Below are 13,346 nucleotides of genomic sequence, written 5' to 3' on the forward strand. Positions count from 1 at the left end.
TGCATTCGGCCGGGCGGCCGCGCGCAAGCCCAAGACCGTGCGCCAGCACGTCAACGCAAGCCCGCAGCCTCCTGCCGCCGAAAGCGAAATCCGCGCACCGCGAAGCGGCCGCTTCGCCATGCGCCCCCCGGCCGCCCGGCTCTGCCCGCAGCGCGGCCCGGGTGGCATCCGACGCGTTTTCATGCCCCGGGCGGACGCACCACCGTGCCCGCGCCCAGCCCGGTCGAGGAGAGTTTCATGTGCCTGCATCCCATACCCCCCTGGCCCGCACCCGTCCGTCGGCGAGCGCCGGGCGTCGCCGCACTTGCGACGGCGCTGTGCGGCTTCGCCGCCTGCGCCGGTGCGCAGACACCCGCGCCCGACGCGGCCCCCACGCTGCCGGTGATGACGGTCACCGGCGCCGAGCCGGGATCGCCCGCCGCGCCCGGCACCGGTGCGCTGCGCCAGCGCATCGAGCAGACCGCCGGCTCGGTCGGTTTCATCGACAACGCCACGCTGGCGGACCGCTACCAGGCCAACCTGCGCGACGTGCTGCAGGATGCGCCCGGCGTGTTCACCCAGAGCCGCTACGGGCAGGAGCTGCGCCTGTCGATCCGCGGCTCGGGCATTGCGCGCGCCTACCACGTGCGCGGCATCGAGCTGCTGCAGGACGGCATCCCGACCAACCTGGCCGATGGCAGCGGCGACTTCTACGAGATCGATCCCATGGGTCTGCGCGCCACCGAGATCTACAAGGGCGGCAACGCGCTGGGGCTGGGCTCGTCCACCCTCGGCGGCGCGGTCAACTTCATCACCCCGACGGCCCGCACGGCGCTCGCGCCCAACATCGTGCAACTCTCGGGCGGCAGCTTCGGCAGCGGGCAGGTGAGCGGCCAGGTCTCGCGCGTGCGCGGCGATCTGGACTTCCTGCTCAACGCCACCGTCACCCACGCCGACGGCTAGCGCGCGCACGAACGCGGCGACTACGGGCAATTCAACGCCAACCTCGGCTACCGGCTGGGCGCGGCGGCGGAGACGCGCTTCTACCTGGGCGCGTACGACACGCGCCAGCGGCTGCCCGGCACGCTGAGCCTGAGGGACGCTCTGGCCGACCCGCGCCAGGCCGGCGCCGGCGTGGTGGCGCAGGACCAGGCGCGCGACATGCGCGTGCAGCGCCTGGCCAACCGCACCAGCCTGCCCTGGGGCGGCGGGCGCCTGGACGTGGACAGCTGGCTGATCCACACCGACATGTTCCACCCCATCTTCCAGGTGCTGACCACCAAGGGCAACACCTGGGGCATCGCGCCGCGCTATACCCGCGCCTGGCAGGCGGGTGGCATGCGCAACGAGGTGACCCTGGGCGCACGCCTGTACGCCGGCGACTATGAAGCGCTGCGCTTTGCCAACGCCGGCGGCGCCGCGGGCGCGCCCACGCTGGACTCGCGCCAGCGGGCGCTGAACCAGGAGGCCTATCTGGAGAACCGCACCTTCCTCACGCCGCAGCTGGCGCTGGTGGCAGGGCTGAAGGCGCTGCGCCACGAACGGCGCTACGACAACCGCGGCCTGCCGGGCGCCGGTGCGCCGAGCGGCGACGCCGCCATCTACAGCGGGCTGAACCCCAGAGTCGGCCTGCTGTGGCAGCCGCGCCCGCAGCTGCAGGTGTTCGCCAATCTCACGCGCAGCCAGGACGTGCCCGACTTCACCGACCTGACGCAGACCTTCGGCGCCACCAGCCGCTTCGTGCCGCTGGCCGCGCAGCGCGCCTGGACGGCCGAGATCGGCACGCGCGGCAGCCACGGGCCGCTGCGCTGGGACCTGAGCTACTACCGCTCGCAGGTGCGCGGCGAGCTGCTGCAGTACAGCGTGAACCCCGCGGTGCCCGCCGCCACCTTCAACGCCGGACGCACGCTGCACCAGGGGGTGGAGCTGGGCGCCACGCTGGAGCTGGCGCGCAACCTGCTTGCGGACCACGCCGGCGACAGGCTGGTGCTGCAGCAGACCTGGAACTGGAGCGACTTGCGCTTCCAGTGTGACGCGCAGCATGGCAACGGCGCCATCCCCGGCCTGCCGCGCCACCTGTTGCGCACCACACTCAGCTACAGGCGCGCCGACGGCTTCTACGTCACGCCCACGCTGGACTGGGTACCCGGCGGCGCCTGGGTGGACTATGCCAACACGCTGAAGACGCCCGGCTACGCATTGCTGGGACTGAAGCTGGGCGCGACACTGCGCGACGGCCTGTCGTTCTACGTGGACTTGCGCAACCTCACCAACCGGCGCTACGTGGCCGACTTCGCGCCGGTGCTCGACGCCCGCGCCGCGCCGGTCAATACCTTTTATCCCGGCACGGGGCGCAGCCTGCACGCCGGCATGCGTTATGAATTCTGAACACCCGCTCACCCACGCAAGGAGCCAGCCATGAGCCTTCCCACCATCCGCACCGCGGCCCTCGCCGCCCCGTCTTTGCTGGCCGGCGCACTGCTGTGCGCCAGCACCGCGCAGGCGCACGTGACGCTGCAGACCCCCCAGGCGCAGGCCGGCAGCGGCTACAAGGCGGTGCTGCGCCTGCCCCACGGCTGCAAGGGTTCGGCCACGGTGCGCGTGAGCGTGCAGATCCCCGCCGGCGTCATCGCGGTCAAGCCCCAGCCCAAGCCGGGCTGGCAGATCGAGATCCAACGCGGCAAATACGCGCAGGCCTACCGCTACCACGGCGCGCAGCTGAGCGAGGGGGTGCGCACACTCACCTGGTCCGGCGGGCCGCTGCCCGATGCCTATTACGACGAGTTCGTCTTCAGCAGCCAGATCGCCTCGTCGCTGCCGCCGGGCACGGTGCTGTACTTCCCGGTGGTGCAGACCTGCGAGCAGGGCGTGCAGCGGTGGATAGAAATCCCCGCCGACGGCCAGGCCGCACGGCCCGAAATGCCCGCGCCCGCGCTGAAAGTGACGGGTGGAGAAGGGCAATGAGCGTGGCCGCGGCCGCGGGCGGCAGCGTCGGCGGGCGGACCAGCCCGGTGCGGCGGCTGCTGGCTCTGGCCCTCGTGCTCGCGCTGCTGCTGGCGGGCGGGCGGGCGCTGGCGCACGCCTCCCTGGTGCATGCCGAACCGGCCAACGCCAGCGTGCTGGCGCAGGCGCCCGCGAACGCCACGCTGCTCTTCAATGAAGACGTCACGCCCACCCGCATCGAGCTCGTCGACGCCGACGGCCACGCCAGCGCGCCCCCTGCCGTGCATGCCGAGGGGGCCACGCTCACGGTGCAGTTGCCCGCGCTCGGCCAGGGCAGCCACGCGCTGGCCTGGCATGTGGTGTCCGCCGACGGGCATCCGGTCAGCGGCGTGCTGGCGTTTTCGATCGGCACGCCCGGGGTCGCGCCGTCGGCAGGCGCAACCGCAGCGCACATGCCCAGGACGCTGGCCGCGGCCATCTGGCTGGCGCGCGTCGCGGTGTATCTGGGGCTTTTCTTCGGCGTCGGCGGCGTGTTCTTTCGCGCCTGGGTGGCCGATGGTGCACAGAACCCCGGCCGCCCACCGCCTGCCGTCGGCGTGGCGCTCTTCATCGGCTTGGCCGGCGTCTGTCTGGCCCCCGGCCTGCAAGGCGCCGACATGCTGGGCCTGGACGCGGCCCGGGGCCTGAGCGCGCAGGCCTGGCGGACCGGCGCCGCCAGCCCCTACGGTCTGACGCTGGCGCTGGCGGCGGCCGCACTGCTGCTCGCCGGGCTCACCCGCCATCTGCCTGGGCGGGGCGCGGCGCGCGCCGTGAGCCTGCTGGCGCTGGCCTGCACCGGGCTGGCGCTGGCAGCCAGCGGCCATGCCAGCACCGCGCCGCCGCAGTGGGCCACACGCCCCGCGGTCTGGCTGCATGGCGTGGCGGCCACGCTGTGGCTGGGCGCGCTGCTGCCGCTGGCGCAGGCGCTGCGCCGGGGCGACACCGCCGCCCTGCGCACACTGGCCCGTTTTTCGCGCTGGATCGTCTATCCGCTGGTGGTGCTGGTGGGCGCGGGGGTGCTGCTGGCGTCGGTGCAGCTCGGACGCCCCGGCGCCCTGCTCACGACCGACTACGGCCGGGTGCTGGCGCTCAAGCTCGCGCTGGTGGCGGCGCTGCTGCTGCTGGCCGCCTGGCACCGCTGGCAGCTGACGGGCGCGGTGCTGCAGGGGCAAACGGGCGCGGCGCGGCGCCTGCGCCGCTCCATCGCGGTGGAGGCGGTGCTGGTGCTGGCCGTGCTCGCGGTGGTGGGGCTGTGGCGTTTCACGCCGCCGCCGCGCGCGCTGGCGCAGGCCGCGCAGGCCGCGGACAGCCCCCAGGTGCTGCGGCTGCATGGCGCGCGTGCCATGGCCGAGCTGCGGCTCAGCCCCGCGCGCGTCGGGCCGGTCTCGATCACGGCGGCCATCGACGATGGCGCCTCGGACGCGCTCGCCGCGCAGGCGGTGCAATTCACGCTCTCCAACCCCGCGGCGGGCATAGCCTCGCTGCGGGCTGACGCCCAACCCCTGTCCGACGGTCGCTGGCGTGCGCCGGCGGTGCTGGTCCCGGTGGCCGGACTCTGGGACGTGCGCGTGGACATTCTGCTCGACGAATTCACCCAGCTCAGCCTGCAGGGCAGCGTTCGTATCCAGCGCTGAGCGCCCGCCCGCCCCGGCGGGCTGGCCTGCCCTGCGACAATCGCCGGATGACCTCCCCCTTCCCTGCGCTGAAAAACGACCGCTTCCTGCGCGCCTGCTGGCGCCAGGCCACCGACACCACGCCCGTGTGGCTGATGCGCCAGGCCGGCCGCTACCTGCCCGAATACCGCGCCACGCGCGCCAGGGCAGGCAGCTTCATGGGGCTGGCCACCAACGTGGACTACGCCACCGAAGTCACCCTGCAGCCCCTGGAGCGCTTCGCGCTGGACGCGGCCATCCTGTTTTCCGACATCCTCACGGTGCCCGACGCCATGGGCCTGGGCCTGAGCTTTGCCGAGGGCGAGGGCCCGCGTTTTGCCCATGCGATACGCGACGAGGCCGACGTGGCGCGCCTGGCCGTGCCCGACCTGGACAAGCTGCGCTACGTGTTCGACGCCGTCACGAGCATCCGCAAGGCGCTCCATGGCCGCGTGCCGCTGATCGGCTTTTCCGGCAGCCCCTGGACCCTGGCCTGCTACATGGTGGAAGGGCGCGGCTCGCAGGACTACCGCCAGATCAAGACCATGATGTACGCCCGCCCCGACCTGATGCACCGCATCCTGCAGGTCAATGCCGAGGCGGTGGCCGGCTACCTGAACGCGCAGATCGACGCCGGCGCCCAGGCGGTGATGGTGTTCGACAGCTGGGGCGGCGTGCTGGCCGATGGGGCCTTCCAGGCCTTCAGCCTGGCCTATACGCAAAGAGTGCTCGCGCTGCTGCAGCGCACCGGAGCGGACGGCGCGCCGGTGCCGCGCATCGTCTTCACCAAGGGCGGCGGCCTGTGGCTTGATGACATGCGCGCGCTGGACTGCGAGGTGCTGGGCCTGGACTGGACGGTGAACCTGGCTCGTGCCCGCGCGCTGGTGGGCGACGTCAAGGCCCTGCAGGGCAACATCGACCCCAACGTGCTGTTCGCCCCGCCCGAGGCCATCGCCGGCCAGGTGCGCGCGGTACTGGACAGCTTTGGCCCCGTGCCCGCCGAAGGCAGCGGCCCCAGCCAGATCTTCAACCTGGGCCACGGTATCAGCCAGCACACCCCGCCCGAGCATGTGAGCACGCTGGTGGACACGGTGCACGAATACGGCAAAACGCTGCGCAAACCCCTGGGTTAACCCGAGTCTTGACAGACGCCGGGGAAGGACTTATGCACAAAAAAAGCGTAGCGGCCTGCACTGGGCAGTCCGCCGGACCGGATTCGGCTGTGCAAGCTAAGTGCCTGATTTGAAAGACTTTTCCAAACTGCCTGTTTTCCATGCAAAACCGCTGGACCCAGCAAACATGCGCCATGGCGGCGGTTGGCCGCAAGATACCCACAAAGTTATCCACAGCGGCCGTGGATAGTCGGAAAAGGCCACGCAATTCAAGCACTTGCAGGCCTTTTTGAAGTCGTAACTCAATAGCAGCAGAGCGCTTTGTCCACCTTCCTCGTCCCGCTGCAGGTCGTGGTGCAGACGCCCGCCCACAGCGGCGTCGCCGCCACCCTGACCTACACCCACACCGAGCCGCTGCCCGCCGGCACGCTGGTGCGCGTGCCGCTGGGCACGCGCGAGGTACTCGGGGTGGTTTGGGACCCGCGCAGCGAAGACGCGCCGCAGGCCGAGCCCTCCCGTCTGCGCGCCATCACCGCCGTACTGCAGGGGTTGGCGCCGCTCGACGACGGCTGGCGCCGACTGGTGGGCTTTGCCGCCGGCTACTACCAGCGCAACCTGGGCGAGATCGCGCTGATGGCCTTGCCTCCATCGCTGCGTGGGCTCAGCGCCGAGCAACTGGCACGGCGCCTGCGGCGCAAGCCCGATGCCCGTGTCGCAGGCATCCGTGCTTGCGCGCAAGCGGATGAGGGTAATCTTGTTTCCATAGCGCTTAGCGCAGAGCAGGAAAGCGTTACAGCCGAAATTGATGCCCAAACCGGCCCCTTCCTGCTGTTCGGCAGCACCGGCAGCGGCAAGACCGAGGTCTATCTGCAGGCGGTGGCTGCAGCCCTGGCTGCCGACGGCGAAAACCAGGTGCTGGTGCTGGTGCCCGAGATCAACCTCACGCCGCAGCTGGAGGCGCGCTTTCGCGCGCGCTTTGCGCCCCTGTACGGTCAGGCGGCCATCGTCAGTCTGCACAGCGGCATGACGCATCCGCAGCGCCTCGGGAGCTGGCTGGCCGCGCACACTGGCAGCGCGCGCATCGTGCTGGGCACGCGCATGGCCATCTTCGCCAGCCTGCCGCGCCTGGCCCTGATCGTCGTGGACGAGGAGCACGACGCCAGCTACAAGCAGCAGGAAGGCGCGCGCTACTCGGCCCGCGATCTGGCGGTCTGGCGCGCGCGCGATGCGGGCGCCAAGCTCATCCTGGGCAGCGCCACGCCGTCGCTGGAGAGCTGGCACGCCAGCGAGCCGGCCATAGCCCGCTACCGGCGCCTGTGCATGCCCAGCCGCATCGGCGCCGCCTGCCTGCCGCGCCTGCGCCTGGTGGACATGGGGCAGCAGCCGCGCAAGGCGGTGTTCGCCCCGGCGCTGCTCGCCGCCATCACCGAACGGGTGGAACGTGGCGAGCAATGCCTGGTGCTGCTCAACCGCCGCGGCTACGCCCCGGTGCTGCACTGCCATGCCTGCGGCTGGAAGAGCGACTGCCCGCAGTGCTCGGCCACGCGCGTCTTTCACAAGACGGACCGCAGCCTGCGCTGCCACCACTGCGGTCTGGCCAGCGGCGTGCCGCGCGCCTGCCCCGACTGCGGCAATCCCGACATCCTGCCCGTGGGCCGCGGCACCGAGCAGCTGCAAGAGCAGCTGGCACAGCTGCTGCGCAACGTCATCACGCCCGAGCGGCGCGCCGCGCGCGTGGCACGCATCGATGCCGACACCACCCGCGCCAGGGGCGCCCTGCAAGCGCAGCTGGCCCAGGTGCATGCGGGCGACATCGACGTGCTGGTGGGCACGCAGATGGTGGCCAAGGGACACGACTTCCGGCGCATCACCCTGGTGGCCGCGGTGCAGCCGGACAGTGCGCTCTTTTCCAGCGACTTCCGCGCACCCGAGCGCCTCTTCGCCCTCTTGATGCAGGCCGGCGGGCGCGCCGGGCGCGACGCCGGCTACATGGCCGCCCACGGCAGCGCCCCGGAACTGTGGGTGCAGACCTGGCACCCCGAACACCCGCTGTTCGCCGCGCTGCGCGAGCACGACTACCCCGCCTTTGCCGCGCGCCAATTGGCCGAACGCGAAGCCGCCGCCATGCCGCCCTGGTCCCACCAGGCGCTGCTGCGCGCCGACGCACGCACGCAGGAGGCCGCCCAGGCTTTCCTGCAGGCCGCGGTGGAGGCCGCCCGCGCGGCGCAGCTGCCGGGGCTGGCGCAGGTCTTCCTCTACCCGCCGGTGCCGCTGGCGGTGCAGCGCGTGGCCAACGTGGAGCGCGCGCAGATGCTGCTGGAAAGCGGCAACCGCCGCGCGCTGCAGCACTTTCTGACGGCCTGGCAGCCGCTGCTGCACGCCGAACGCGCGCACCACAAGGGCCTGGTGCGCTGGCTGGTGGACGTGGACCCGCAGGCCATCTGAGCCGGGGCCGGCGCCCGGCTTCAGGGCCCGGTCAGACCAGCCAGGCCACGAGCGCCGAAAAGCTCAGGAAGGCCAGCGCGGTGCTCACCAGGATGATGTGCGCCACCCGCCCGGTGTGCGCACCAAAGCGCTCCACCAGCATGGCCACGTTGCTCGCGCTGGGCAGGGCCGCCACCAGCACCAGCACGACCAGGGTCGCGGGCGCCAGCGCCAGGCCCAGACGCATCGCCAGCCAGCCGCCGGCCCAGACCAGCGCCGGATGCACCAGCAGCTTGACCAGCGCCAGCGGCAGGTATTCGCGTGGCGCCACCGCCTCGTGGCGGTCCAGCTGCGAGCGCGCCAGCACCGCCCCGATGGTGAACAGCGCCACCGGCGAGGCGGCATCGGCCAACATGGCCACGCTGCGCTCCAGTGGCGCCCACAAGCGCCAGCCCCAGGCCGAGGCCATGGCGCCCAGCGCTATCGAAATCGGCAGCGGATTGGCCGCCACGCCGCGCAGCGCCTGACGCAGCGCCGCCGCCATGCCCTGCATGCCGCCCACGCCCAGGCGCGACAAGGCCACGCACAGCGAGGAGGTCAGGCACATGTCGACCGCGATCGTCAGGATCACCGGGCCCGCGCTGTGCGGCCCGACCAGCGCCACCAGCAGCGGCACGCCCATGAAACCGGAGTTCGGAAAGGCCGTCACCAGCGCGGCGAACGAAGCGTCGCTCCAGCCCCAGCGCCGGCGCGTCAGCGCCACCGTGGCCGCCACCAGCACCAGCGCGACGCCGAAATACACACCCGCCGCCACAGGGTCCAGCAGCTGCGCCAGCGGCGTGCCCGCTCCAAAACGATAGAGCAGGCAGGGCAGCGCGAAATACAGCACGAAGGTGTTGAGCCCGGCGATGGCCGAGAGCGGCACCACGCGCAGGCGCGCCGCGAGCCAGCCGCAGAGCACGAGCGCGAAGAACGGGAAGGTGACGGCAAGGACGGCGAACACGGTGGGCGATTGTCGCAGTCGCCGCACTCGTATGATTGGCGGTTTTTCGCCCAGCATGTCCGCACTCAATCTCGCCCAGCTCCAGGCGGTGCATGTCACCGACCACCCCTGCCTGGTGTTGGCCGGCGCGGGCTCGGGCAAGACGCGCGTCATCACGCACAAGATCGCCCACCTCATCGACAGCGGCCTGGCGCCGCAGCGCATCGCCGCGATCACCTTCACCAACAAGGCCGCGGCCGAGATGCGCGAGCGCACCGCCGGCCTGGCGGGCAGGCACGCGCGCCAGGTGCTGATCTGCACCTTTCACGCGCTGGGCGTGCGCCTGCTGCGCGAGGACGGGCAGGCGCTGGGCCTCAAGCCCAATTTCAGCATTCTCGACACGGGCGACGTGGCCTCCATCCTGAAGGACTGCGCGGGCGCCGCCACGGATCTGGCCACCGCGCGCCAATGGCAATGGGCGATCAGCGCGCTCAAGAACGCCGGGCTGGATGCGCGCCAGGCGCTGGCGCAGGCCCAGGACGAGCAGGCAAGGCAGACGGCCGTGCTGATGCAGCGCTACGAAGAGCGCCTGGCGGCCTACCAGAGCGTGGACTTCGACGACCTGATCGGGCTGCCCCTGCGCCTGCTGCGCGAACACGCCGGGGTGCGCGAAAAGTGGCAGCGCCAGCTCGGCCACGTGCTGGTCGACGAATACCAGGACACCAATGCCACCCAGTACGAACTGCTCAAGCTGCTGGTCGGCGAGCAGGCACGCTTTACCGCGGTAGGCGACGACGACCAGAGCATCTACGGCTGGCGCGGCGCAACGCTGGAAAACCTCAAGCGCCTGCCCCGGGACTTCCCCGCGCTCAAGGTGGTCAAGCTCGAGCAGAACTACCGCTCCACCTCGGCCATCCTGCGCGCGGCCAACCACGTGATCGCCCCGAACCCCAAGCTTTTTCCCAAGACCCTGTTTTCCGAACTGGGCGAGGGCGAGCCGGTGCGCGTGCAGGAATGCGACCACGAAGAGCATGAGGCCGAGCGCGTCGTCGCGCGCATCCAGACGCTGCACGCGGCAAGCAATCCGCCGCCGGCGTGGAAGGACTTCGCCGTGCTCTACCGCGCCAACCACCAGGCCAAGCCGCTGGAAAAGGCGCTGCGCCGGGCGGGCATTCCCTACAAGGTCTCGGGCGGCACCAGCTTCTTCGACCGCGCCGAGATCCGCGACCTCTGCGCCTGGTTTCGCCTGTGGAGCAACAACGACGACGACCCCGCCTTCGTGCGCGCCATCACCACGCCGCGCCGCGGCCTGGGACACACCACGCTGGCGCGCCTGGGCGAGTTCGCCAGCCAGCGCAAGGTGAGCCTGTTCGAGAGCCTGTTCAGCCCGGCGCTGGCCGCCGCCCTGCCGCAGAAGGCGCGCGACGGCCTGGCGGAGTTCGGCCGCGCGGTCAACGAGCAGGAATACCGTGCGCGCCACACCCTGGGCGCCGAGGCGGCGCGCGGCTTTCTCGCCGAATGGCTCTCCGAGATCGGCTACGAGCGCTACCTGCACGACGCCGAAGACAGCGACAAGGTGGCCGCTGCGCGCTGGAGCAACGTGCTGGAGTTCTGCGACTGGATGGCCCAGCGCGCGGGCGGGCAGATCGCCGACGCGGTCGCGGCCGGTGCGACGGCGCAGGAGCGCAGCCTGCTGGACGTGGCGCGCAACATCGCGCTGCTGTCCACCATCTCCGAGCGCGAGCAGGAACAGGACATGGTGACGCTGTCCACGCTGCATGCGGCCAAGGGGCTGGAGTGGCCGCACGTGGTGCTGGTCGGGGTCACCGAAGGCATGCTGCCGTTTCGCCTCGAGGACGGCGGCGCGCCCGAGACGCTGCACACGCGCCTGGAAGAAGAGCGCCGGCTGATGTACGTGGGCATCACCCGCGCCCGGCGCACCCTGGTGGTGAGCTGGACGCGCAGGCGCAAGAAGGGCCGCGAGATGGTCGCCTGCCAGCCCAGCCGCTTCATTGCCGAAATGCAGCTGGATAGTGCCACGCAGCGCGAGGACCCGCGCGAGAAGCTGCGCCAGCTGCGCGCCGAATTCGCGCGCAAGGCGGCGGGCGCCGCGCTGCCGTGAATCCGCTCGCGCACGGCCTGCCCGCCATGTTTCGCGCCTGCACCCTTGCCGTGGCGATGCTCGGCCCTCTGGCCGCGGCGGCGCCCGCCGGCGCCTCGGGCGGCGGGCCGGATTCCGGCTGGCAGGCCTGCGCGGCGCTGCCGGGCGGCGGGGAGCGCCTGGCCTGCTACGACCGCTGGGCCGCCCGCCAGCCGAGTGCCGCAGGGGCCGCAACGCAGCCGCCGGCGCCCGAACCGGCGCTGGGCATGGCCAGCGGGCCAGAGCAGCCGCCCGATGCTCCCGCCCTGCCGGATCTGCCCGAAGACCAAGGCCTGGGCGACGGCTGCCGCAGCGCCTCCTACACCACGCTGTCGCGCTTCTGGGAGCTCGAGCGCGGCAGCGACTGCGGCACGCTGCGCTTTCGCGGCTACCGGCCCCTGAGCGTCTCCGTCGTCACCGCCGACACGGTGAACCAGCAGCCAGGCTCGGACAACCCGCTGAACAACGCCGACAGCGCCGTACCCTACCGGCGCACCGAGATGCGCGTTCAGCTGTCGGTACGCACCAAGCTGGCCCAGGGCCTGCTCACCCAGGGGCGCGAGCGCGCGCTCGATTCGCTCTGGTTCGGCTACACGCAGCAGTCCTACTGGCAGCTGTTTTCCCCCGCCATCTCGCGGCCGTTTCGCAATACCGACCACGAGCCCGAGCTCATCTACATCCACCCCGTCAGCGCCGAACTGCCCTGGGGCTGGCGCTGGCGCTTCGGCGGCATCGGGCTGGTGCACCAGTCCAACGGCCAGAGCCTGCCGCTGTCGCGCAGCTGGAACCGCGTCTACCTCATGGCGGGGCTGGAGCGCGGCCAGGACTGGTGGCTCACCGCCCGCCTCTGGCAGCGCCTGCACGAAGCCAGCGCCAACGACGACAATCCGCACATCAGCGACTACGTGGGTCGCGCCGAACTCAACCTGGGCTGGAACCTGGGCGCCAACGACACCTTGTCGCTTGCCGCCCGCCACAGTCTGCGGGCGCAGGCCCGCGGCTCGCTGCGCCTTGAATGGATGCACCGCATCGGCGACAGCTCCAACCTGCGGCTGCACACCGCGCTGTTCTCGGGCTATGGCGACAGCCTGCTGGACTACAACCGCAGGCGCACGGTGTTCAGCGTGGGCCTGAGCCTGCTGGACTTCTGATGCGGCCTGCCTTCCGGCTGAAACCGTAGGAGGCGCCGGACAGCGGCGGCAGGGCAAGGCAAGCCGGAGCGCAGACAGCCTGGAAGACGAGGCGGCGGGAACGGTTTGCTACACCGCGGGGGCGGCGCGTGGCTATGATTGTCCACTTTCGACATCCACCGCCCGCCGCCCTCCCCACACCACCGCCCCTTGCCATGACGCTACGTTTTTCTTCCCTGCTTCGCATCGTGCTGGTCGGCGCCGGCCTGGCCAGCGCATTGAGCGCCTGCGTGCCGCTGGTGGTTGGCACCGGCGCCGCCGTCGGCGCCATGGTGGCCACCGACCCGCGCACCACCGGCACCCAACTGGAAGACGAAGGCATAGAGCTGCGCGCCTCCAGCCAGATCCGCGACACGCTGGGCGACAGGGTGCACGTGAATATCACCAGCTACAGCCGCCAGGTCCTGATCACCGGCGAGGTGCCCACCGAAGCGGACAAGCAGCGCGTGCAGAACATCGTGCGCGAGGTAGCCAACGTCAAATCGGTGGTCAATGCGCTGGGCATCATGCCCAACTCCTCACTCTCCGAGCGCTCCAACGACACCTACATCACCGGCAAGGTGCGCGCCAAGCTCATCGACCTGAACGACCTCGTGGCCACCAACGCCTTCAAGGTCGTGACCGAGCGCGGCGAGGTCTTCCTGATGGGGCATGTGACCCAGTACCAGGCCGCCCAGCTCACCGAAGCCACGCGCAGCATCGACGGCGTGCGCAAGGTAGTGCGCGTCTTCGAGATCGTCCCCGGGTCGGCAGCCGCGCCCGCCGCCAGCCCTGCTGCCGCGCCCGCGCCCGTCACGAGCCCGGCCGAGAGCGGCGGCGTGACAATCACGCCGATTCCGGCGACGAACATCCGCACGGAAAACTGAAGGCCAGCGCGGCCCGGGG

The 13,346-nt window shown here is 71.4% G+C and carries 10 protein-coding genes; 9 read left to right on the forward strand and 1 reads right to left on the reverse strand.

All coding sequences use genetic code 11. From position 1 onward, the window contains the following. The first annotated feature begins 237 nt into the window (after nt 1–237). The 6 genes from FOZ74_RS16125 to priA all read left to right on the forward strand — a co-directional run bounded on the left by FOZ74_RS16125 (nt 238) and on the right by priA (nt 8,170). Complete coding sequence (locus FOZ74_RS16125; protein ID WP_222434187.1) at nt 238–942, forward strand: TonB-dependent receptor plug domain-containing protein; 705 nt, start codon at nt 238–240, stop codon at nt 940–942. A 171-nt stretch (nt 943–1,113) separates the two neighbouring features. Then, entirely contained in the window at nt 1,114–2,367 is a 1,254-nt protein-coding gene (locus tag FOZ74_RS16130; protein ID WP_349291080.1) for a TonB-dependent receptor family protein, read from the forward strand. Between the two features lie 30 nt (nt 2,368–2,397). After that, entirely contained in the window at nt 2,398–2,943 is a 546-nt protein-coding gene (locus FOZ74_RS06170; protein ID WP_146912243.1) for a YcnI family copper-binding membrane protein, read from the forward strand. Beyond that, entirely contained in the window at nt 2,940–4,595 is a 1,656-nt protein-coding gene (locus tag FOZ74_RS06175; RefSeq protein ID WP_146912244.1) for a copper resistance CopC/CopD family protein, read from the forward strand. The genes FOZ74_RS06170 and FOZ74_RS06175 overlap by 4 nt, the downstream gene beginning before the upstream one ends. A 47-nt stretch (nt 4,596–4,642) precedes the next feature. Next, complete coding sequence (gene hemE, locus FOZ74_RS06180; protein ID WP_146912245.1) at nt 4,643–5,746, forward strand: uroporphyrinogen decarboxylase; 1,104 nt, start codon at nt 4,643–4,645, stop codon at nt 5,744–5,746. Nucleotides 5,747–6,046: 300 nt separating this feature from the next. Continuing rightward, nucleotides 6,047–8,170, forward strand: coding sequence for a replication restart helicase PriA (gene priA / locus FOZ74_RS06185; protein WP_146912246.1), 2,124 nt, complete (start codon nt 6,047–6,049; stop codon nt 8,168–8,170). A gap of 31 nt (nt 8,171–8,201) precedes the next feature. Here the strand turns inward: priA and FOZ74_RS06190 are convergent, their stop codons facing one another. After that, nucleotides 8,202–9,152, reverse strand: a complete 951-nt coding sequence (locus FOZ74_RS06190) for an AEC family transporter (protein WP_146912247.1) — start codon at nt 9,150–9,152, stop codon at nt 8,202–8,204. A 55-nt stretch (nt 9,153–9,207) separates the two neighbouring features. Here FOZ74_RS06190 and FOZ74_RS06195 point away from each other — a divergent pair, with 55 nt between their 5' ends. The 3 genes from FOZ74_RS06195 (at nt 9,208) to FOZ74_RS06205 (ending at nt 13,327) form a co-directional block, all read left to right on the forward strand. Next, on the forward strand, nt 9,208–11,253 hold the full coding sequence (locus tag FOZ74_RS06195; RefSeq protein ID WP_146912248.1) for an ATP-dependent helicase: 2,046 nt from the start codon (nt 9,208–9,210) through the stop codon (nt 11,251–11,253). A gap of 56 nt (nt 11,254–11,309) precedes the next feature. After that, nucleotides 11,310–12,422: a phospholipase A gene (locus FOZ74_RS06200; protein WP_255437842.1), complete on the forward strand. Its 1,113-nt coding sequence runs from the start codon at nt 11,310–11,312 to the stop codon at nt 12,420–12,422. A gap of 194 nt (nt 12,423–12,616) precedes the next feature. Next, a complete protein-coding gene (locus tag FOZ74_RS06205) occupies nt 12,617–13,327 on the forward strand; it encodes a BON domain-containing protein (RefSeq protein WP_146912249.1) in 711 nt (236 codons plus the stop codon). Nucleotides 13,328–13,346: the final 19 nt, after the last annotated feature.

The sequence above is a fragment of the Comamonas flocculans genome, from assembly GCF_007954405.1.
Lineage (GTDB): Bacteria > Pseudomonadota > Gammaproteobacteria > Burkholderiales > Burkholderiaceae_C > Comamonas_C > Comamonas_C flocculans.

Bases quoted from the DNA above. Each gene is read 5' to 3' on its own strand.
- FOZ74_RS16125 (WP_222434187.1), top strand. From the start codon at position 238: ATGTGCCTGCATCCCATACCCCCCTGGCCCGCACCCGTCCGTCGGCGA.
- FOZ74_RS06170 (WP_146912243.1), top strand. From the start codon at position 2,398: ATGAGCCTTCCCACCATCCGCACCGCGGCCCTCGCCGCCCCGTCTTTG.
- FOZ74_RS06175 (WP_146912244.1), top strand. From the start codon at position 2,940: ATGAGCGTGGCCGCGGCCGCGGGCGGCAGCGTCGGCGGGCGGACCAGC.
- hemE (WP_146912245.1), top strand. From the start codon at position 4,643: ATGACCTCCCCCTTCCCTGCGCTGAAAAACGACCGCTTCCTGCGCGCC.
- FOZ74_RS06195 (WP_146912248.1), top strand. From the start codon at position 9,208: ATGTCCGCACTCAATCTCGCCCAGCTCCAGGCGGTGCATGTCACCGAC.
- FOZ74_RS06200 (WP_255437842.1), top strand. From the start codon at position 11,310: ATGCTCGGCCCTCTGGCCGCGGCGGCGCCCGCCGGCGCCTCGGGCGGC.
- FOZ74_RS06205 (WP_146912249.1), top strand. From the start codon at position 12,617: ATGACGCTACGTTTTTCTTCCCTGCTTCGCATCGTGCTGGTCGGCGCC.